The sequence below is a fragment of the Flavobacterium aurantiibacter genome (assembly GCF_002251775.1).
GTDB classification, from domain to species: domain Bacteria; phylum Bacteroidota; class Bacteroidia; order Flavobacteriales; family Flavobacteriaceae; genus Flavobacterium; species Flavobacterium aurantiibacter.
In genome coordinates, this window is record NZ_NOXX01000175.1 from 1 (window position 1) to 21,205 (window position 21,205).

General features: G+C 41.9%; 20 protein-coding genes. 8 read left to right on the plus strand and 12 right to left on the minus strand.

Annotated elements, in window-relative coordinates; all coding sequences use genetic code 11:
- Window positions 1-365 precede the first annotated feature (365 nt).
- The 6 genes from CHX27_RS05360 (at window position 366) to CHX27_RS05385 (ending at window position 8,042) form a co-directional block, all read left to right on the plus strand.
- The gene (locus CHX27_RS05360; protein ID WP_094485755.1) at window positions 366-3,152 is read left to right on the plus strand and encodes a carboxypeptidase-like regulatory domain-containing protein; all 2,787 of its coding nucleotides are present in this window, start codon (window positions 366-368) and stop codon (window positions 3,150-3,152) included.
- Window positions 3,153-3,164: 12 nt separating this feature from the next.
- The gene (locus CHX27_RS05365) at window positions 3,165-4,727 is read left to right on the plus strand and encodes an SGNH/GDSL hydrolase family protein (protein ID WP_094485733.1); all 1,563 of its coding nucleotides are present in this window, start codon (window positions 3,165-3,167) and stop codon (window positions 4,725-4,727) included.
- 221 nt (window positions 4,728-4,948) lie between these two features.
- Window positions 4,949-6,460, plus strand: a complete 1,512-nt coding sequence (atpD, locus tag CHX27_RS05370) for a F0F1 ATP synthase subunit beta (protein ID WP_094485734.1) — start codon at window positions 4,949-4,951, stop codon at window positions 6,458-6,460.
- A gap of 11 nt (window positions 6,461-6,471) precedes the next feature.
- A complete protein-coding gene (locus CHX27_RS05375) occupies window positions 6,472-6,753 on the plus strand; it encodes a F0F1 ATP synthase subunit epsilon (protein ID WP_094485735.1) in 282 nt (93 codons plus the stop codon).
- Window positions 6,754-6,962: 209 nt separating this feature from the next.
- Entirely contained in the window at window positions 6,963-7,520 is a 558-nt protein-coding gene (locus CHX27_RS05380) for a hypothetical protein (protein ID WP_094485736.1), read from the plus strand.
- A gap of 264 nt (window positions 7,521-7,784) precedes the next feature.
- A complete protein-coding gene (locus CHX27_RS05385) occupies window positions 7,785-8,042 on the plus strand; it encodes a hypothetical protein (protein WP_094485737.1) in 258 nt (85 codons plus the stop codon).
- Window positions 8,043-8,046: 4 nt separating this feature from the next.
- Here CHX27_RS05385 and CHX27_RS05390 read toward each other — a convergent pair whose 3' ends face one another.
- Together CHX27_RS05390 and CHX27_RS05395 are read right to left on the minus strand one after the other, a co-directional pair.
- Window positions 8,047-9,162: a hypothetical protein gene (locus CHX27_RS05390; protein ID WP_094485738.1), complete on the minus strand. Its 1,116-nt coding sequence runs from the start codon at window positions 9,160-9,162 to the stop codon at window positions 8,047-8,049.
- Window positions 9,159-9,626 (minus strand): hypothetical protein, encoded by a 468-nt coding sequence (locus tag CHX27_RS05395; protein ID WP_094485739.1) that lies wholly within the window; start codon window positions 9,624-9,626, stop codon window positions 9,159-9,161. Before CHX27_RS05395 ends, CHX27_RS05390 begins: the two co-directional genes overlap by 4 nt.
- Window positions 9,627-9,874: 248 nt before the next feature.
- Between CHX27_RS05395 and CHX27_RS05400 the strand changes: the two genes are divergently transcribed.
- The gene (locus CHX27_RS05400) at window positions 9,875-10,342 is read left to right on the plus strand and encodes a CYTH domain-containing protein (protein WP_094485740.1); all 468 of its coding nucleotides are present in this window, start codon (window positions 9,875-9,877) and stop codon (window positions 10,340-10,342) included.
- Window positions 10,343-10,356: 14 nt separating this feature from the next.
- Here CHX27_RS05400 and CHX27_RS05405 read toward each other — a convergent pair whose 3' ends face one another.
- From CHX27_RS05405 to pgi, 4 genes are read right to left on the minus strand one after another with little or no spacing between them, the layout of a single operon-like run.
- The gene (locus tag CHX27_RS05405) at window positions 10,357-10,734 is read right to left on the minus strand and encodes a septal ring lytic transglycosylase RlpA family protein (protein WP_094485741.1); all 378 of its coding nucleotides are present in this window, start codon (window positions 10,732-10,734) and stop codon (window positions 10,357-10,359) included.
- Window positions 10,734-11,201, minus strand: coding sequence for a septal ring lytic transglycosylase RlpA family protein (locus tag CHX27_RS05410; RefSeq protein WP_094485742.1), 468 nt, complete (start codon window positions 11,199-11,201; stop codon window positions 10,734-10,736). The genes CHX27_RS05405 and CHX27_RS05410 overlap by 1 nt, the downstream gene beginning before the upstream one ends.
- Before the next feature lie 27 nt (window positions 11,202-11,228).
- Window positions 11,229-11,651: a hypothetical protein gene (locus tag CHX27_RS05415; protein ID WP_094485743.1), complete on the minus strand. Its 423-nt coding sequence runs from the start codon at window positions 11,649-11,651 to the stop codon at window positions 11,229-11,231.
- Between the two features lie 57 nt (window positions 11,652-11,708).
- The gene (pgi, locus tag CHX27_RS05420) at window positions 11,709-13,352 is read right to left on the minus strand and encodes a glucose-6-phosphate isomerase (protein ID WP_094485744.1); all 1,644 of its coding nucleotides are present in this window, start codon (window positions 13,350-13,352) and stop codon (window positions 11,709-11,711) included.
- 77 nt (window positions 13,353-13,429) lie between these two features.
- Between pgi and CHX27_RS05425 the strand changes: the two genes are divergently transcribed.
- A complete protein-coding gene (locus tag CHX27_RS05425) occupies window positions 13,430-13,873 on the plus strand; it encodes a hypothetical protein (RefSeq protein WP_094485745.1) in 444 nt (147 codons plus the stop codon).
- Here the strand turns inward: CHX27_RS05425 and CHX27_RS05430 are convergent.
- The 6 genes from CHX27_RS05430 to CHX27_RS05455 form a co-directional block, all read right to left on the minus strand.
- Window positions 13,863-15,101 (minus strand): M23 family metallopeptidase, encoded by a 1,239-nt coding sequence (locus CHX27_RS05430; protein WP_094485746.1) that lies wholly within the window; start codon window positions 15,099-15,101, stop codon window positions 13,863-13,865. The two genes, CHX27_RS05425 and CHX27_RS05430, sit on opposite strands and share 11 nt — an antisense overlap.
- Window positions 15,098-16,027 carry a tryptophan 2,3-dioxygenase family protein gene (locus tag CHX27_RS05435; RefSeq protein WP_094485747.1) on the minus strand — a complete coding sequence of 310 codons (930 nt, stop codon included), beginning with the start codon at window positions 16,025-16,027 and terminating at the stop codon, window positions 15,098-15,100. Before CHX27_RS05435 ends, CHX27_RS05430 begins: the two co-directional genes overlap by 4 nt.
- Window positions 16,027-16,803 carry a DUF3108 domain-containing protein gene (locus CHX27_RS05440; protein WP_094485748.1) on the minus strand — a complete coding sequence of 259 codons (777 nt, stop codon included), beginning with the start codon at window positions 16,801-16,803 and terminating at the stop codon, window positions 16,027-16,029. The genes CHX27_RS05435 and CHX27_RS05440 overlap by 1 nt, the downstream gene beginning before the upstream one ends.
- A gap of 271 nt (window positions 16,804-17,074) precedes the next feature.
- Window positions 17,075-18,235, minus strand: coding sequence for a 4-hydroxyphenylpyruvate dioxygenase (gene hppD, locus CHX27_RS05445; RefSeq protein ID WP_094485749.1), 1,161 nt, complete (start codon window positions 18,233-18,235; stop codon window positions 17,075-17,077).
- Between the two features lie 122 nt (window positions 18,236-18,357).
- Window positions 18,358-19,515, minus strand: coding sequence for a homogentisate 1,2-dioxygenase (locus tag CHX27_RS05450; RefSeq protein ID WP_094485750.1), 1,158 nt, complete (start codon window positions 19,513-19,515; stop codon window positions 18,358-18,360).
- Between the two features lie 167 nt (window positions 19,516-19,682).
- Window positions 19,683-21,167: an APC family permease gene (locus tag CHX27_RS05455; RefSeq protein WP_094485751.1), complete on the minus strand. Its 1,485-nt coding sequence runs from the start codon at window positions 21,165-21,167 to the stop codon at window positions 19,683-19,685.
- Between the last annotated feature and the right edge of the window lie 38 nt (window positions 21,168-21,205).

The following is a 21,205-nucleotide window of genomic DNA, read 5'->3' on the forward strand; positions in this document are numbered from 1 at the left end:
AATAAAAAATTAGGATTTTATTTGTAAATCAACACAGAATCTTTTTGAGTGCCTTTAGGCCGAATAAAAGATACAGCGAAGGGCACGACCCGAGGTTGCACTTACGTCTTTTAGCACTTACAAAAACCGAGGGGCACGCCCAAAACCTTAACAAGATTCTAGCGAAATTTCAAAAAGCCTCAACATTTTACAATGATTTAACAAAACGCATATCGATTGTTAAGAAATCATTAATTGTTGCCGATATGGTGAAATCTGAAAATTTTGTAGAATTTTTTGCGAATCGTGAAAATAAATATCGTGAATATTACTAGCATTTGAAATTATTTGTACTTTGGCATTATAAACTAACAAAAATGAACCAAATGAAAGTGTACTTTTTAGTGCTGTCTTTGTTCTTTTCGGTGGGTCTTGCCGTTGCGCAAAACACCGTTACGGGAAAAGTGACAGATGCAAACGGCTTGCCTCTGCCTGGAGCTACGATTTCGGTAGTGAATAACGACGCGAGCGCAGTAACCGATGAAAGCGGTAATTTCTCATTAACGACATCGAAGAAACCGCCTTTTCAAATTACGGTAAGTATGGTAGGATTTACTTCACAAACGGTTGATGTTACTGGTAATAAAGTAGCGGTACAATTGTTGGAAGAAGAAACGCTGCTGAATGAAGTAGTAGTTTCGGCTTCGAGAACACTGGAGCGAATTTTGGAATCGCCTGTAACGGTTGAGCGAATCGGTTTAAAAGAGATTAAGAATACGAGTTCGCCAACTTTTTATGAAGGTTTGGAGAATTTGAAAGAAGTTCACTTTAACACAAGTAGTTTGAACTTTAAGTCGATTAACACACGTGGATTTGCTACTGTAGCAAACAACCGCTTTATGCAGTTAGTTGATGGTATGGATAATTCATCGCCGGCGCTAAACTTTGTGTTAGGAAACCTTATTGGTTTGTCTGAATTAGATGTTGCAAGCGTGGAATTACTTCCTGGAGCGTCATCAGCACTTTACGGAGCTAACGCATTTAACGGTATCTTGTTTATGAATAGTAAGAGTCCGTTTAAGCACCAAGGAATTAGCACCTATGCAAAATACGGTGTAACTGCGCAGGATGTTGCCGGAGTTAACGACTATTGGGACTTTGGAATTAGAGCGGCACGTGCGTTTACAAAACATTTTGCAGCTAAAGCAAACTTCACGTACACACGAGCAACCGAATGGATTGCCGATGATCGTCGAAGTGTAACTGCCGGTGGAATTGGTCACGAAATAAATTCAAATTACGATGGTTTAAATACATACGGTGATGAGGTAACTACATTCATCAGAAACGTAGGTCAGGTTTCTCGAACAGGTTATGCAGAAAAAGATTTAAGTGATAACACACTGGAGAATATAAAAGCAGATTTTTCGCTCCACTTTAAGCCTTTCGATAACGACATTGAAATTATTGCAACGCACAAACTGGGTCTTGGTAACACGATTTATCAAGGAGCGAACCGCTATAGATTAGAGAATTTTTACATGCAGCAAACAAAATTGGAAGTTACTGGTAAGAACTTCTTTGTTCGTGGCTACATGACTACGGAAGACGCGGGTGATTCTTACGATATGCGCTTTGCTGCTTGGAATATTAACCGCTTAGCTAAAGATAATACGGCTTGGTTTACAGACTATGCTACAGCATTTTTACAATCGCAAATTGCTCTGGGCTTTAATGCGGAGCAAGCAGCAGGTTTTGCACGAGGATTTGCAGACAATAACATTAACGGAACGCCACTACCTTTAACACCAAGTGGAAATCCGCGATTTCAACCAGGTTCGGCTGAATTTCAAAACGCTTTAGAAACCGTTAAGCAAGATGCCGATTTCACTACAGGTGCGAAATTTAAGGACAACTCAAGAATTTATCATTCCGATGCAAATTACAATTTTAGAGACATCATCAAATTTGCGGAAATCCAAGTAGGAGGTTCTTTCAGAAGATATTCTTTGAATTCAGACGGAACTATCTTTACAGATTACGATGGTCCAATTGAGTACGATGAATACGGTGCTTACACGCAAGTTCAGAAGAAGTTCTTGGAAGATCGATTAAAATTCACAGGATCCATTCGTTACGATAAGTCTGAACTGTTTGAAGGTCAGTATTCTCCAAGAGTTTCATTTGTTTATTCAGCCGGTGAGAAAAAGAATCACAACTTCCGAACTTCCTTTCAAACAGGTTTCCGTAATCCAACTACTCAGGATTTATTCATTGGTTTAAATTTAGGTCCATTCGCATTGATTGGTTCGGCTGCTGAGAATTTGGATAGATATGTTGAAACACTTCCAGTGAGCCAAAATGCACAAAACACGCTTGGCCAGCCTAGCACTGTTACACTTTCTGGTGGAAACGCCTATACAAATGCATACACCGTTCAATCTGTACAAGCATTTGCAGCGTCACAAAACCCAGCAGACTTGCGCGTAGCAAATATTAGCTTAGTGAAACCAGAGCAAGTAAAAGCATTTGAAGTTGGATATAAATCAGCTTTGGAAAACGGTTTATCAGTTGATATCAATGCATACTACAACTTGTATAATGATTTCTTGAGTACATCACGTGTAATCACGCCTTACTATGGTATTGCAGGTGAGAATTCTGCCGACCCACAAGTGCAGTTGTCTTATGCCGCTTTAGCGAACGGCGACCGTCGTGTGTATCAAGTTTACTCTAACTCTGCAACCGACATTTCATCATTTGGCTTTGGTCTAGGTGTGTCTAAGAAAATCTACAAAGATTTTGAATTCGGATTGAATTACAACCATGCACAGTTTGATTTCGATCAAGCAAAAGATCCATCTTTTATTGCTGGATTTAACACGCCAAGACACCGCGCTAAAGCGAATATCGGAAACGACAAATTGTTTAAAAACTTTGGATTCAATGTTAATGCAAGATGGTCAGATGAGTATTTGTGGCAGTCGTCTTTTGCCGATGGTGTTATTCCTTCGATGACAGTTTTCGATGCACAAGTGTCTTATAAGATTCCAGCTATTAAATCAGTATTAAAAGTAACAGCGTCGAATATTGGCGGTGGCGATTATTTACAAGTAGTTGGAGCAGGTCGTATCGGTCAGACGTATTTAGCTTCTTTAACCATTAATCCTTAAAATCGAATAATCATGATAAAAAATATTAAATGGCTGTTTTTTGCTTCATTGATTGCTGTATCGTGCACGCAAGATGAAGTAAATTACGATGAAGTTGAGCCAGAAGTAATCGTAAGTGCGGGCGATGCAGATTTCAGTAAATACGTCGCTTTAGGTAACTCTTTAACCGCAGGATTTTCCGATGGAGCTTTATTCATTGCGGGTCAGAATAATGCCTATCCAAAACTAATGGCAGATCAGTTCGCACAAGCTGGAGGAGGTTCGTTTACCATTCCTCTGATGAATGATAATTTTGGAGGACTACTTTTAGGCGGAACTCCTATTCAAGGTGTTCGATTGATTTTCAACGGTTCTGCGCCAGTTCCGCTTCCTGGGGCGGCACCAACTACAGAGATTATTACACCGCTTACCGGTCCGTTCAACAACTTAGGAGTACCGGGCGCTAAGAGTTTCCATTTATTGGCAAACGGCTACGGCAATGTTGCAGGAGTAGCAGCAGGCTTGGCAAATCCTTATTTTGTGCGCTTTGCTTCAAGTCCTTCTACATCAATTGTTGCGGATGCTGTGGCGCAAAATCCAACGTTTTTTTCGTTGTGGATTGGAAATAACGATGTCTTATCTTATGCTACTTCAGGTGGTACAGGTACTAACCAGCTTGGAAACTTAAATCCAGCTACCTATGGTGGAAACGACATCACAGATCCTACGGTTTTTGCGACTGTGTATTCAAACCTAGTTAATGCTTTAACAGCAAACGGCGCTAAAGGAGTAGTTGCTAATATCCCTTACGTGAATTCAGTTCCGTTTTTTACAACTGTCCCAACAAACCCAATAGCACCTGCGTTGATACCAGCAGCTAGTTCAGCCCAGCTAAATCAATTGTTTGGCGCAGTAAATCAAATTACTACTGCAACCGGACAGCCGAACCGTTTTGTTACTTTAGTTTCGGATGATGGTAATCCAGCGACAGTAGAGCCAAATAATCCGTTACTAATCATTGATGAAAGTTTACCTAGTTTGTCTGCCGAAATTACGGCTGTTCTTACTCCTGTTTTAGGTGCACAAACGGCTACATTTTTAGGCGGTTTGTATGGTCGTGCACGCCACGCTCGCAATACAACTGGAAATGCAGATTATATCTTACTAACAACACGTGGAGTAATTGGAACGAATCAAGCGGGTGTTCCTGCACCTTTCAACGTAAACGGTATCTCGTACCCATTGCAGGATAATAGAGTTTTAACTGCCGACGAAGTTGCTCAAGTTAAGACAGCTACCGATGCGTATAATGCGTCCATTAAAGCTATTGCTGATGAAAAATCATTAGCTTTTGTCGATGCTAATGCACTCTTAACACAGTTGTCGACATCAGGTATTCGTTTTGGTAATTTCCACATGACGTCGAGCTTTGTACAGGGCGGAGCGTTCGGTTTGGATGGTATTCACCTTACTGCACGTGGAAACGCCTATATTGCTAACAAGTTTATGGAAGCAATTTCTGCGCAGTACAATTCAGTATTTAAGATGTATAAGCCAGAACAGTTTCCATTGAGCTATCCGGCTATATTGCCATAGAAAGTTCTTACTTTTAAACAACCGCCGACCAACATCGGCGGTTTTTTTGTGCGTATTTCTGACATTTCAAATCATTCTTTAATAAATCGCCAAAAACCAACAGTTTTTTTATTCAACTATTGTTGATTATGTATTTTAAAAAATTATCTTTGCACTCGAAAATTTAGGGCAATTGCGCCTTCTTTTTTCGAACATAACAGACTAAAAATTAATACTTAAGTATGTCTAAAGTAATAGGTAAAGTTGCCCAGATTATCGGACCAGTTGTCGACGTTGCGTTCAGCGGGAAAGATGTTGAGTTGCCAAAAATCTACGACTCACTCGAAATCACTAAAAAAGATGGTACCGTTTTGGTGTTAGAAGTTCAATCGCACATTGGTGAAAATACCGTTAGAACCATTTCGATGGATTCTACCGACGGTTTGAGCCGTGGCTACGAAGTAGTAGGTACAGGCGCGCCAATCCAAATGCCAATCGGACAAGACATCTACGGACGCTTGTTCAACGTAATCGGTGATGCAATCGACGGTCTTGGAAACTTGCCAAAAGAAGGTGCTAACGGAATGCCAATTCACAGAGCAGCACCAAAATTCGAAGATCTATCAACTTCGTCTGAAGTACTTTTCACCGGTATTAAAGTGATCGACCTTATCGAGCCTTACGCAAAAGGTGGAAAAATCGGTTTGTTCGGTGGTGCAGGTGTTGGTAAAACAGTATTGATTCAAGAATTAATCAACAACATCGCAAAAGGACACGGTGGTTTATCTGTGTTTGCAGGTGTTGGTGAGCGTACACGTGAAGGAAACGACTTACTACGCGAGATGCTTGAGTCTGGAATTATCAAATACGGCGAAGATTTCATGCACTCTATGGAAAACGGAGTTTGGGATTTGAGCAAAGTAGATAAAGTTGGCATGCGCGATTCTAAAGCAACATTCGTGTTCGGTCAGATGAACGAACCACCTGGAGCTCGTGCACGTGTTGCATTATCTGGTTTATCAATCGCCGAATATTTCCGCGACGGCGCTGGTACAGATCAAGGTAAAGACGTTCTTTTCTTCGTTGATAACATCTTCCGTTTTACACAAGCAGGTTCTGAGGTATCGGCACTTCTTGGTCGTATGCCTTCAGCGGTAGGTTACCAACCAACATTAGCTACTGAAATGGGTGCTATGCAAGAGCGTATTACTTCTACAAATAAAGGTTCGATTACCTCAGTACAAGCGGTTTACGTACCTGCGGATGACTTAACCGACCCGGCACCGGCAACTACCTTTGCACACTTAGATGCAACTACGGTATTGTCTCGTAAAATTGCCGAGTTAGGTATTTATCCAGCGGTAGATCCACTAGATTCTACATCGCGTATCCTTACTCCACATATCCTTGGCGACGAGCACTACAACTGTGCACAACGCGTAAAAGAGATTCTTCAGAAGTACAAGCAATTGCAAGATATCATCGCGATTCTTGGTATGGAAGAACTTTCAGAAGAGGATAAATTGGCAGTTTCTAGAGCGCGTCGTGTACAACGTTTCTTGTCACAGCCGTTCCACGTAGCCGAGCAGTTTACTGGTATTCCTGGAGTTTTGGTTGACATCAAAGACACCATCAAAGGTTTTAATATGATTATCGATGGCGAGCTCGATCACCTTCCAGAAGCTGCTTTCAACTTGAAAGGAACTATCGAAGACGTTATCGAAGCGGGTCAAAAAATGCTTGCAGAAGCTTAATCTAGAGATTCATGCATATAGAAATCGTATCTCCTGAAGCTACATTATTCACCGGCGAAGCAAACTCGGTTACGCTTCCAGGTGTCGATGGTTCGTTTCAGATTTTGAATAACCACGCGCCAATCGTAGCCGTGTTGCAAAGCGGGCAGGTAAAGATCGCCGCTCCTAGTTTTGCACTTTCAAAAGAAGCAGAATCAAAATTCACCAAGTTAGACGCGCAAACGTTAGGTTTGCAAATCAACAGCGGAACAATCGAAATGAACAACAACAAGGTTATTATCTTAGTCGACTAAAACCTTAACGTTCGTCAAATACAAAAGCCGTGAGAAATCGCGGCTTTTTTTGTGCTTTGTAGCCCGCTTTCTGTTAGCTTTACATTTTCACATATTCAAATATGTCTTTTTAACCGGAATGGCTTATTTCAAAACAAAACGCCAGATAAATGTATGGGCGGTACAAATTTGTATTAGCGCGCTGCTGTAATTTTTTAACTTTAGTCACTATGAAAAAAATCTTGCTCGTTATAACATTTCTGGCCACTTTATCTGCACCCGCACAATCTATTGCAGATAAAAAGTTTACGGTTGCCGCTAACTATTCGTTCACGAACGACATAAAACCATTTTTGCAGCCTATAAGCATAACGGCGAGTTATCGCGTTTTGGAATCTAACGGCATTGATCTATCAGCAGGCCTTCGGGCGTTTTACGTTAGGTCTGATGCAAAGCCTAATTACTCTGATAAGTTTGCCCTCAACCCTAATTTTATAGCTTCTAAGAGCTTGCTAGACGATAAAATGGCGGTTTATGGCAGTGTTGGTTACTACTACGATACCTTCAACTTCGAAACGACGCCGTTGTTTAACATCGATCCGATGATCAAAAGAAAGTTAAGAACTCATGGCGCAACAGCTTCGTTGGGTGGGCGTTACTTTGTGCTGAGCAACCTCTTCTTTGACGCTAATGCCACATTTATTTTTGCCAACAGCAAATCTGAAAATAACGACAAGTTAGATGCCAATAACACCTTACTTCAACTAGGTATCGGAGTTGCTTTTTAAAAGCAGAAAATTGTTGTAAACTTTAATGTTTTGGCTGCCTTATCGCGCTTTACACTGCAACTCCGCGGCGGCACAAATGGTTTTGCACGCAGCGCAGCGGCTTCTTGGGTCGCCTCTGCTTTGCTGCAAAACTACATTTGTTCCACCTTGCGGGGTTTTCGTTTCAATCACGGGCAGGAAAAGACGTCCTGAAAATTCAGTGATTCGAAAGCTAAAAAGTAAACGTTTATCGAAATTGTTTTTTCTTTGCTAGAAATTTATTTTATGACACAAAATCGTTTAGCATCGGCACTTGCATTAATGGGTAGCTTCATTTTATTTTTGAGCCAAACTACTATTGCAATTGAGATTCGTGCGATTATCACCGTAATTTTGGCTTTCGTTGCAACAGTATTGTTTTATTTTTATAAAATTAGAGCCAACAATCAAAGCACAACTATCAGCAAGGCCAGACTAAATGTGTTATACTTTTTCGTAGCAATTAGTTTTTTAATTGGTCTTTACAGTCTTCTAGCTTTATAATCGTTTACTCAAACTCGTTTAATCCGTATAGGATTTCTTTCATTTTGCTGCCGTTTATCTCCACGGGTTTGTACGCCACATTAAACTTGTTGATCGCAACATCAATATCGGCACGCATTTTCTGAAACTCCGACGGCAATTTGGTTTCGCAACGTTGTGCATTTTCGTAACTATTTAAAATAATCCGAAACTTCTCGTAGAATTTACCACCCTGATCAATAAAAACATTGTATTGATTGATGAATTGTAACAGTCGATCAACCGGAAATTCGATGTTTACTTGCATTTTGTATTGGGCACTGCCCTGAGTGCTTTTCATCTTACTGAGATATTCTTCCATTTTTTGCGTCAGGGTGTCCCAATCGTCGTTAGCGCGACATTTTTCGAGCGTTTCGTTGTAGTTCACAGGTTTAGTGTAATCTTTAAATAGTACTTCAATTTCTTCTTTAATCCGTGCGTTCGAGGTTGTTAAGAAGGCGGTTTCGAAATAAATTGTGTTTAAGTCGTTTTGCATGCGCAACGTAAAATCGAGTATGCATTCGATGTTGGCGAGTTCCTTTTCTTTTTCCTCTTTGTTGAGGTTCGAACTAAGCATGTTTGTAAAAGTATTTACCAGAGAAACCAAGGGATTTGTGGCTAAAACGGAACTTAAATCGACATTGTTTTTCTTGTCGCGCTTCGAGCTGATGTAATCGCGAAGTTTTTGATACTCGGCGTACTGCGTCGGATTCGATATTTTATGAATCTCGCCTAAGGTTCGTACTGAGGCAAAATGATGATCGAGACTTAACACTTTTTCGTATAACAAGCGTATAATTTGAACGCCTTTCAGATAGCGTATTTTAGAAATATCGAACTGCAAGTCGGCAAGCAAGCGCTTTTTTTTAAGTCGCAACAATTCGTTGGCTTTTAAGTATTGAATAATCGTTTGGTTATTGGTTTCCACAACGAGCTGTCTCGAAATATAATCGATTTCTAAGTTTAGACTTTTTAGTTCAAAGGCACTTTGCTGCAAACGTTGTTCGAGAGCGAGATTGAGTTCGGCAACGGCCGATTGTAGCTCATTAGCGGCTCCAGGAAGCACGTAAAATAGCGCGGCGGCAAACAGCAGCGGTTTCATGGCGCAGTTGTTCTAACGGGTTTAAAATCGATGGTAATCTTGGAGCTACTAGATTGCATCGGATAGTTACCTGCGGGTACTAGCAAATCTCTGCTGCTGCCTCGATTTTTGTGGAATAGGCTTTCAGGAACGGTTATTTTTTCTTCTTGAACAAACAGATTTACATCTTTTGTAAACAAGTTGTTTTGTCTGTAAAAGTTTTGTTTCTCGGTATCGGGAAGGGTTTCTAGGTCAATTACGAGTCGAATGGTACCATTTTCGAGTTCGTACAGCACTGCGTTTTTTGTTGTGATTATGGCTGCCGAAAAGCTACAAATACCACGACCGCCCAAGCAACCGCCGTTTTCACTGGCGTAACGACCAAAACTTGCGATTACTGGAATTCCGGTATTTTGCGCGAGGCTAAGATGGAAAAGAAATAATAGGAAGAGCAAGAGAATCCTTGCAAGAGCAGGTGTTTTCATGGCGTGTAAAATTAAATTGGCTTATATTCGGGTAAAGTTAATGGCTTTTTTGCAGTTGCGATTACGGAAAAACCGTAATTTTTGCACTAATTTTCGGTAACGATTGCCCGCGTTAGGGGGCGGCAGCGGTAGCCCACAGCTGCAAAGCAATAGCGGAGCAGCGAGGACTAAAGCAGAGCACCCGGCGCCGCAGTTACTTTTTTTATTGTATCAACGAAACGTCGGCGGCGCAACGCCCAACTAAAAAAATGATTGAAATAGAACGAAAATTTCGAGTTACCCACTTAGATTGTTTGCAGTTTGCGCAGCGTTCGTCTCGGATTTCGCAGGGTTATTTAAGTACCGATCCGGCGCGAACAGTACGGGTACGAACCAAAGACGACAAAGGATTTCTGACCATTAAAGGCAGTTCGTCGAGCGATGGATCGAGTAGATACGAGTGGGAAAAGGAAATTCCGTTAGACGACGCGCTGGAGCTTTTAAAACTTTGCCTTCCGGAGCCAATTTATAAGGTTCGGCATTTAATTCCGGCGGGAAAGCACACGTACGAAATCGATGTTTTTGAAGGAGCGAACGCCGGTTTGGTGATTGCAGAAATTGAATTGGAACGTGCCGACGAGCCTTTTGAGCGCCCCGATTGGTTGGGTGAAGAAGTTACGGGCGATGCGCGGTTTTACAATGCTTTTATAGCTGAAAACCCTTTTAATACTTGGTAACTTTTACACTCTTTTTAGTTGATTATATAAATTTCGGCTTTAAGAATGCCGATCGACGTTGATTCGGCAATTTCCAGAAATGCGCTTTTAGATAAATCGAGTTCGCGACTTTTCTTTGATGGTCCGCGGTCGGTAATTGTTACCACAACCGATTTTCCGTTTTTGGTATTTACTACTTTAAGTTTGGTTCCGAATGCGAGTGTGCGGTGTGCCGCGGTTTTTTCTCTTTGGCGAAATGTGCTGCCGGAAGCCGTTCGTTTTCCTTCGAAAGAATCGGCATAAAAACTAATTTCCGCCTGTGATTTCAGTAGGTTTTGTTTGCTTTTGGAAGCTCCACAACCAAAAAGCAGCAAAGCAAGACTGCAAGCGAGAACGCATTGCCAGCTGCGCATTATTCGATGATTTCTTCGATGGTTACCTTTAGCGATCCGCCGTAACGTGAGGAAGCGATATCCATGAACGCGCGTTTAGATAGGTCGATGTCGCGTCCGCGGGTGAAAGGTCCGCGGTCGTTAACCACCACTACAACCGATTTTTTATTGGCTTCGTTAGTTACGCGCAATTTAGTTCCGAAAGGTAATTTGCGGTGCGCAGCGGTGTATTTGTTGTTGTCGAATCGTTTTCCGCTAGCGGTTCGTCGGCCGTTAAATTTATCGGCGTAGTACGAAGCGTGTGCGTTTTTCTTGAACAACTTGTATTTCACTTTTTTTGAAAGTGAATCTGCTTTCTTAATCGTGTCTTGTTGTACGCGAGTTTGTGTCGCGACTTTTTTAGGCTTAGGAGCCGGTTTGTCGAAGCTAGCCACAGCAAATAGTGTAGCAGCCGTGGTGAGCAACAGGTATACTAGTTTTAATTTCATAAAATACAGGTTAGTGCAGGCAGGGTTTTAAAACCAAAGTTGCCAAGGGATTCTTGTTAAAATCAGCACTAAACCTAATCCGTAGAAAAGCAAGAAATTTTTGAAGATAGCTCCACTGTCAGTCATCTTTTTGTGTCTCGACCAGCCTATAGTAATCAAAACGATAGCGATAATATTTGTTAGCGGATGTTCTAGTGCTGTTAATCGTAAGCTGGCGTCTTGCATTTGGCTAAGTGCTGCTTTTCCGATTGGCGAAACAAACCAAAGTACTAATCCTAAAAGCAATTGCACATGTGAAGCAATTAAAGCAAAGAGTGCTAATTTGCGGTCTTTGTCTGAAAAAGCTTTAGCGTTTGCGGTACTCATAACCGCGTTTAAAACGGTGAAGAATAAAACAATAAGGACGATATAAGCCCAGCCAGAATGTGCGTGTTGCAAGAAATTATACATAGTTGTTTCGATGTTTGTAAGGGTAAATATATAGAAAATGTCGCTTAAAACCTAAGTTTACCTTTTGTCGAGGTAGTATGAAACGAGCGAAGCCGTCGATCCGTCGTGTTTTTTCGATGATTTTCCGTCGAATTCGTCTAGAATTGAATTGGCGAGTTGTTTCCCTAATTCAACGCCCCATTGGTCGTAGCTGAAGATGTTCCAAATCACGCCTTGGACAAAAATTTTGTGTTCGTAAAGGGCTATTAACGCACCTAGCGCATGTGGCGTAAGTTGGTCGATGAGAATGGTATTGGTAGGGCGGTTGCCTGAAAACACTTTGAAAGGCTTTAAGAACGCCGCCTTTTCTGGATTCATTTGCGCTTGATCGAATTCGTCTTGAACCGTTTCAGCTGTTTTCCCATTTAGTAGTGCTTCGGTTTGTGCAAAGAAATTCGACATGAGTTTATCGTGGTGATCTTGCAGACCGTGACAGGATTTAACGAACCCGATAAAGTCTGTTGGAATGAGTTTCGTTCCTTGATGCAACAATTGGAAGAAGGCGTGTTGCGAGTTTGTGCCAGGCTCGCCCCAAATGATGGTTCCAGTTTGATAGTCGATTGGGTTTCCGGAACGATCAACGCTTTTTCCGTTACTTTCCATGATTCCTTGCTGTAAATATGGTGCTAATTTTTGCAAGTATTGGGTGTACGGAATCAGCGCTTCGGATTCGGCGCCGTAAAAGTTGTTGTACCAAACGGTTAACAAGGCTAGTACAACGGGAATGTTTTCATGGAAATCGCTGTCGCGGAAATGTTTGTCCATTTCGCCCGCGCCCGTTAGCAACTCTTCGAATTTATCGAAACCAACAGCAAGTGCAATGGTAAGTCCGACAGCGCTCCACAAGGAGAATCGGCCACCAACCCAGTCCCACATGGGGAAGATGTTTTCGGAGGAAATTCCGAACGCCGTTACTTTTTCGATGTTGGTCGAAACCGCCACGAAATGTTTAGCAATATCTGCAGCTGTGCCATGCTTTAAAAACCAATTTTGAGCTGTGGTTGCATTTGCGAGTGTTTCCTGCGTGGTAAATGTTTTTGAAACTATTACAAAAAGTGTAGTTTCTGGATTTAGTTTTTTGAGCACTTCCTGCACATGATCTCCATCCACGTTGGAGATAAAATGCGTGTTTAGGTGGTTTTTGTAGTATGCGAGTGCATCGACAACCATGGCCGGCCCAAGGTCGGAACCTCCAATACCGATATTCACTACGTCTGTAAAGGTTTTTCCGGTGTATCCGCGCGCTTCGCCAGAAATAATCGATTGGCAGAAACGATCCATTTGATCTTTTACTTGTTGAATTTCAGGAAGGATATCCACACCATTTAGAAGAACGGGCTTCTTGTCTATGCTTCGCAACGCCGTGTGTAATACGGCTCTATTTTCGGTTTCATTGATGGCCTCTCCATTGAAATACGATTTAATTGCATCGGAAAGTTTGCACGATTTAGCTAAGTCGAGTAGCAAAGTCATGGTTTCGAGCGTGATTCGATTTTTAGAATAATCAACTAAAAATTCTTTCCACTGAATGCGAAACTTGGCAGCGCGATCGGCGTCGGATTCAAATAATCCTTTGATATTGTGCGTATTTCCTTCGTTGAAATGATTCTGAAGGTTCGACCAAGCTTGCGTAGTTAATGGATTAACTTTATGAAGTGCCATTTTAAAAAATTTTGTCGCAAATTTAGAATATTAACATCTATAAAAGATTTTAAATTCGCAGCTTTAACGAGTGATTTATGAAATTTAAACAACTGTTTATCGTTTTGGTGCTGTTGTTGTTCGTAACGAACAGCTTCGGACAGAAAATTGGGTTTATCCAGCGCGCCCAACACCGTATTTCGGCAGATTTAACGCCGTTGAAAAAAGCGTGGGAGTTGGCATTAACAAACCAAAATCGAGTTGCAGAATTGGTTCATTTTGAAATCGAATCTGGTTTAGACCCAACTGTAAACAAAACATTTTACGTGCTCACAGCGCTGAGCAAAGACCGTAAAATAAAAGTGTATGCCCCGCTTAAAAATGTCGATGGAAATTTATCAATCGCGGGTAAAGACATGCCGTTATCTACAGTAGTTTTTATTGAAACCGAACAAACTTCGAAAGTTAAAATCGACAACAATACTTGGCAATGCGAGCGTGTCGATCAGGCAACTTGTTCTCCCTCGGTTCTTATCGAGTAGGTATTTTTACTTTAGCAACGCTGTCGAGTTCGCGCTTTAGTGGTGCGATGGTTTTTAGGAAACGTTCGCGGTATTTTTTGTCCATTGGTTCTGCGTTGGGTAGTCGTAAGCGAAGCGGATCGACTTGAACATTGTTAACCCAAAAGCGGTAACACACGTGTGGTCCGGTGGCCAAACCTGTACTTCCCACTTTTCCGATAACCTGGCCTTGAGAAACCGATTGGCCGCGACGAACTAATATCTTCGACATGTGCAGATACTGCGTACTGTACGTTCGGTTGTGGCGTACTTTTACAAAATTACCGTTACCGGCAGTATAACCCGTTTTTTCTACAACTCCAGCTGCTGTCGACATAATCGGAGTTCCATGAGGCGCAGCGTAATCGGTGCCTTTATGTGCTTTCCAGGTTAATTGAACGGGGTGAAACCTACTTTTCGCGAATCGGCTTGTTATGTTAATGAACTTTAACGGCGCTTTTAAGAACATGTTTTTGAGCGGTTTTCCTTCTTCGTCGTAGTATTCCACTTTCGTGGAAAGGGAATCGCGCTTAAACGGAAAGGCATAAATTAATTTTCCTTTGTATTCGAAAAACGCAGCGTCGAGTGAAGCCACACCGTCGTAGATCGAATCGTTGATGTAGCGTTCTTTGAAGGTTATCGCAAAACGGTCGCCTTTTTGAAGTTTAAAGAAGTCGATTGACCAGGCATATACTTGTGAGATTTCGGTTGCCAGTGCGGGATTCACCTTTTCTTTGGCAAGCATTTCAGACAGAGAACCGTTTAATTCTGCGGCAATTGTCCGGCGTTTGATGGTAACTGGACGTTTTTTTCGTTCGGCGTAAACCGAATCACCGAAGTGGACTACGAAATATTCAGATGGGTCGGGTTCGTAAATCAAAGCTCGTACTTTTTTAGTACTGTCTTTTGTGCGGAGAATGGTGTATGTTTTTCCGAAACGGATTTTCCGAATATCGAAGGAGTCTTTAATTTTTTCGACGATTTCGTGGATTTTCAACGTGCCAATATTTTCTTTTTCGAGAATAGAGCCAAAGTTATCTCCCGGCTTTAAGGTGTCGCGGGTGATGTTGTAATCGTTGAGTTTAAACCCGTAATCGAAAATGGGTTTTTCAGGTTTGGGTGCTGCTTTTTTGGCAACTACCTCGTCTTTACAAGACACCAATAGTGCCGCGAAAAGTGCGGATAACCATATTGAGAATTTGAATTTCATGCGCCAACTCCCCAGTTTTCTAATTCTTCTGCCGACCACAATTCGGGGAAGAAAATACGACGTTGATGTTTTGGGTGCATGTATTTTTTCCAATCGCTACCGCCTGTGGCTTCGGTACGTCCTTGCCCGCTGTCGATGTATTTCATTGCGGTTCGCAAGTGCCCCATAGTCCATTTGATGTTTACGGTTGAGTCGTAATGGCGCATAGCTGCTATCAGGTCCGGATTTTTGCGATCTTCCTCAGGCAGTAGTGTGAAGCGTTTCCAGATGTTTCGTTGGTTGTAGTATTCCATTTTTTCAAGAAATAGCGATTTATACTTTTTCTCGAATTCTTGTATTAAATACGACTTTTTATTTGTGGAATAATCTTTACCAGCGGCTTGCCAATACAAATGTTCGAGTGCGTGTTCGTAGGGTGTGTTTCGGTTTATGGAAACGCGAAAACGGTCGTCGATTAGATTGATCAAGTCGGTAGATCCGAATTCAATAATGCGGTATTGTGCACTTTGGAAACCACTTGCTGGTGCGAGCGTGTTTCTGAATTTCATGTATTGGCTCACTTCCATGCCATCGCCCATGATGGTAAATGATGTGGTAAGCATATCGAAATAGCGGCTGATTCGCATCAGACGTTCGGTAAAAAATGAAGTGGTAAGCGATTCTGCGGCAGCAAGCTGATCTATTTCCCAGAGAATCATTTTGAATAGTAATTCGTTAACTTGATGGTACATGATAAAAACCATCTCGTCGGGTAGCGAAGTGCGTTGGGTTTGTAGGGAAAGTAAGGCGTCGGTCTGAATGTAGTCCCAGTAGGTTAAAGGTTTTGAGTAAAGTAAACCTTCGAGATGCATTTCGGGTTTAAGTCCGAGTGCTTCAAAGCGGTCTTCTATGCTTTTGTGCAGTGGGTCGGTATCGGTTTGGTTCATTAAGATTTAACTTTAACTTTAAAAGGATGTTTAAGTCCTCTAAAACCTTCCAAGTCTGCTTTTAAAGAACCAACAGCCAAGCTTGCTTTGATCCGAACGGGAATTTTGTTGGCGTCGTCTGAGATCCAAACGGTTAAACTCTCTTGCTCTTTAAATACACGACCGGCTTGAACATACGGCCGAAAGATCATGGTTGGAATCGTGCCAAATTTAGTCTTAATATCTTCCCGACCCATAAATTTCAGCTTAAATTTCGTTGTTTCGTCGTCGAAAAACATATCAATAGCTATGTATTCGCCCACTTTTAGGCGATTTATTGATGGATGGTTTCGCAAATAATAGAACGTCGATAAAATATCTTGCGCGTTTTCAGGAACAGTGAATGTTTTCTCTGTTTTTTTACGATAATCTTTTACCAGTACTTTATCTGTATTGCGATTGAAAAAGCCTTCCTGATCTTTTTTGTAACCACCTTCGTCAATTTTGCGCACAAATTGATACGGATTTCCGGTTACTTTATCCATGTAGGTTTCGTAGTTGTCTTCTACCTTAAAAAATAGCTTCGAAAGACCCGTGGTGTAGCCTCTTCCCACGGCGTGAAAAACTTTTTTGTTATTTATGACAGCATCCTTTACTTCTAGAGTTGCATAACCAGCGGTCACAAAACCATAGTGAACGTGAAACTTGAAGTATTCTCCGGTTTCAAATGCGCCATCGGGCTGGGCCGTAAAACTCGTAAGAACGAATAACAGCAGTAAAGCGATCACTTTTTTCATGATGATTTTTTAAGTTTCGAAACAAAACTTTACAAAAGTTATTCCAAACTTAAGAAAACAAAAAAACCCAGCCAAAAAGACTGAGTTTTAATGCTATTAACCAACCAAAACTATAAATTATGAAATTTATATAAAACTCCGGGAACCACCCCATCGTTTTCAGGTACAAAGATACGGTGCGCGTTCCTTTAACCAAAACATTTCGAGGGTTTAACAAATAATTGACAATAAATCAATCTAAAAACCCTGTTTTTTTAAGAATTTGTTAAAGTTATAGCGTTCCTCTTTTAGCTTGTTCACGTTCAATCGATTCGAACAATGCTTTAAAATTTCCGGCACCAAATCCTCTTGCGCCCATTCGTTGAATGATTTCAAAAAATAGTGTCGGGCGGTCTTGAACTGGTTTTGTGAATATTTGCAGAAGATATCCTTCTTCGTCGGCATCGATCATGATGGCCAAGTTTTCCAGGGTGTTAATGTCTTCTTTCATCACATTCATGTGTTCGCCTAAACGTTCCGGGATTGCTTCGTAGTAAGCTTTTGGCGGTGGCGATAAGAATTCGACACCGCGTTTTCTCAATTCGCTTACCGTGGAAATGATGTCGTCGGTAGCGATGGCAATGTGTTGTACACCCGGACCGCCGTAAAAGTCTAAGTATTCTTCAATTTGCGATCGTTTTTTGCCTTCGGCTGGTTCGTTGATTGGGAATTTGATGCGTCCGTTGCCGTTCGACATTACTTTACTCATCAAAGCACTGTATTCGGTATTGATTTGCTTGTCGTCGAATGAAAGGAAATTTACGAATCCCATGACGTCTTCGTACCATTTAACCCAAGTGTTCATTTCCCCCCAGCCCACGTTTCCAACCATGTGATCGATGTATTTTAGGCCGGTAGACTCTGGTTTGTAATCGGATTCCCAGGTTTGATAACCGGGCAAGAAAATACCTTTGTAGTTCTTGCGCTCCACGAAAATGTGAACGGTTTCGCCGTAGGTATAAATTCCGGAGCGAATTACAGTTCCGAATTCGTCTTCTTCAACGGTGGGTTCCATGAAGGGTTTTGCACCTCGTTTTGTTGTTTCGATGTACGCTGAAGTGGCATCATCCACCCAAAGTGCCACGACCTTCACACCGTCGCCGTGCTTACGTAGGTGATCGTTTATGGGCGAATCGGCTGTGAGTGGCGTTGTTAACACCAATCTTATTTTGTCTTGTTTAAGCACGTACGACGCACGGTCTTTGACGCCGGTTTCTAAACCTGCATACGCCAACGATTGGTATCCGAAAGCAGTTTTGTAGTAGTGTGCAGCTTGTTTTGCATTTCCAACGTAAAGCTCCACGTAATCGGTACCAAGAAGAGGTAAAAAGTCTTGTGCGCCTTCAAATATTTTTTCGAGTCCGTATTCTACGGATTTAATTTCTTTACTCATGTTTATTCGGTTTTGGTGCCCTAGCCCGGATTGCAGCGGCTATCCTTTTTGGGCTTAGGCGAAATTTTTAATTATAGCGGGCTGTTGCCCAAAAAGATAATAGCGGAAAGCCGGATTAGCTCCTAATCAACCCAACTTTTATAATACTTTCCGTCGTCTATTCCCATAGCTTCTTCGGTAACCATTAAAGGCCTGAAAGTATCAACCATTACGGCTAATTCGGCGGTTTCGGTTTGCCCGATGCTACGTTCCATAGCCCCTGGTGCGGGTCCGTGCGGAATTCCTTTCGGGTGCAAGGTAATGTGTCCTTGTTCGATGTTATTTCGGCTCATAAAGTCGCCATCCACGTAATACAACACTTCATCTGAGTCGATGTTACTATGGTTGTAAGGCGCGGGAATGGCTTGCGGATGGTAATCGTACAAACGCGGACAAAACGAGCAAACCACAAAAGTTGCCGTTTCGAAAGTTTGGTGCACGGGTGGCGGTTGGTGTACGCGGCCGGTAATTGGTTCGAAGTTGTGAATGCTGAAGGCGTACGGAAAATTGTAGCCGTCCCAGCCAATTACATCGAACGGATGCGTTGCGTAAACCAGTTCGTGCATCATGCCTTCTTTTTTGATTTTCACGATGAAATCGCCTTTTTGATCGTACGATTCAAGCTCGATGGGGAGTTTGAAGTCGCGTTCGCAAAACGGACTGTGTTCTAGGTGCTGTCCCGACTGGTTTTTATAGCGTTTCGGGGTGTAGAACGGCGTGTACGATTCGACGTAGAACAAGCGATTGTCCGTGGTGTCGAATTGTATCTGATAAATCATACCTCTTGGAATGATCAGGTAGTCGCCGTATTCAAAAGGAATATTTCCCATCATAGTTCGCAAAGTGCCTTTTCCTTTGTGGATGAAAATCATTTCATCGGCGTCGGCATTTTTGTAGAAGTATGAGGTAAGTGATTCTTGCGGAGCGGCAAGTCCGATGATGCAATCTCTGTTCAAGAGCATGGCTTTTCGGCTCTCGAGGAAATCGGCGGTTGGTTTCAGGTCGAAACCTTTAAGCAAGAGCGATTTGATGTTTTTTTCGATGGCGATTTTAGGTTGCACATCGTATGATTTCAGGATTTCCTTTACTTGCGTTGGTCTGTGAATGTGATAGAGTAGGGAGGAATGTCCGTGAAATCCTTCGGTTCCGAACAATTGTTCGTAGTAGTAACCGCCGGTAGGTTTCTCGAAAGTTACGTGGCGTTTTTGTGGAAAAGTTCCGAGTTTGTGATAAATAGGCATAGTGATGAAATTTTAATTCTGTAAATAAGTAACGAACAGAAAAAAAACATCATTCCGGATTTCGCTTAATCAGGAATTTGAGTAAAATCGGTAAACAAAGCCATTGATTCATCAATACAAATATCTAAAAAAAATCCGGGCTAAATACGACCCGGATTCTTAAGTTTTTATTCTATTTGGTTGAGGTTTGATTTTCGTTTGCCGTAAGCGAAGTAAACCAAGATTCCGACTGTCCCCCAAATGATGAAGGCGATCCAGGTTTCTGGACGCACGAAGTACATTAGAAATAAGTTGAAGGCAACGCCTAATGTACCAACTACATAAACGAACGGTGTTTTATAAGGGCGTTCTAATTCTGGTTTTTTAACGCGTAAAATCATCACGGCAACGCAAACCATGGCAAAAGCAAGAAGAGTTCCCATAGAGCACATTTCGCTTACTTTATTAATTGGTGTTAGCGCTGCTGTTACAGATATGATTAAACCAACTAAAATGGTTGATTTGTGTGGTGTTTTGAAAATCGGGTGAAGCGTTTTGAAGAAGTTTGGCAACAGGCCATCTTTAGCCATTCCTAAGAAAATACGGGTTTGGCCGAGCATCATTACCAACATTACGCTTGTTAATCCGGCAGTTGCAGCGAGGGTAATGATGAATACCGCCCAAGTGATGCCGTTTTCGCTAAATGCAGAAGCTACTGGTGCCGCTTTATCGAGTTGGTCGTATTTCACCATTCCTGTTAAAACTAGAGAAACTAGTATGTACAATACGGTGCAAATAAGTAAGGATGCAACTATGGCGAACGGAACGTCTTTTTTCGGATTGATAGCTTCTCCAGCTTGTGTAGATACGGCGTCGAATCCGATGTATGCGAAGAAAACGATAGTTGCGGCGGTAAGTACGCCACCAAATCCGAAGCTTACTTTTTCGACACCATCGATTAATGTTGTTGTTTCAGTTGGAATGAAAGGATCCCAATTCGCAGGTTCTATGTAGAAAGCACCACAAATGATTACGAAAAGAACAACCGCTACTTTTATTATCACGATAATGTTGTTTGTTTTAGCAGCCTCTTTGATGCCTTTTACCAAGATATACGTTACAACCCAAGTAATTAAAAATGCAGGTAAATTGAATGCAAAGCTAGGTTCGGCAATCAGATTACTCGGATTTTCTGCGTTGTGTTCAGCTACTTTAGCTACGGCAGTTGCATAATCGTTGCACAACCAAATTGGAAAATCGATACCAAACAAATGCAGTAGTTTTACAAAGTAGCCACTCCACGCCACCGCTACTGTGGTAGCACCCATCATGTATTCTAGAATGAGGTTCCATCCGATAAACCAAGCGAAGATTTCCCCGACAGTACCGTACGCGTAGGCATAAGCACTTCCTTCTACAGGTAAAACCGATGTAAATTCGGCGTAACACAAAGAAGCGAATAAACAACCAATTCCTGCAATAACAAATGAAAGGGCAAGTGCTGGTCCGGCGTAATCGTGGGCAGCAATTCCGGTCAGGGTGAAAATACCACCTCCTATAATTGCGCCAATTCCCAGTGAGGTAAGTCCCCATTTTGTTAGCACGCGCTTGAGGTCGTTTTTCTTCATATCGGCTTCAAAGGCCGAAACAGGTTTAACTCTCCAAATTGACATAAAAATTGTTTTGTGACGTATTAATAGATGCCAAATAT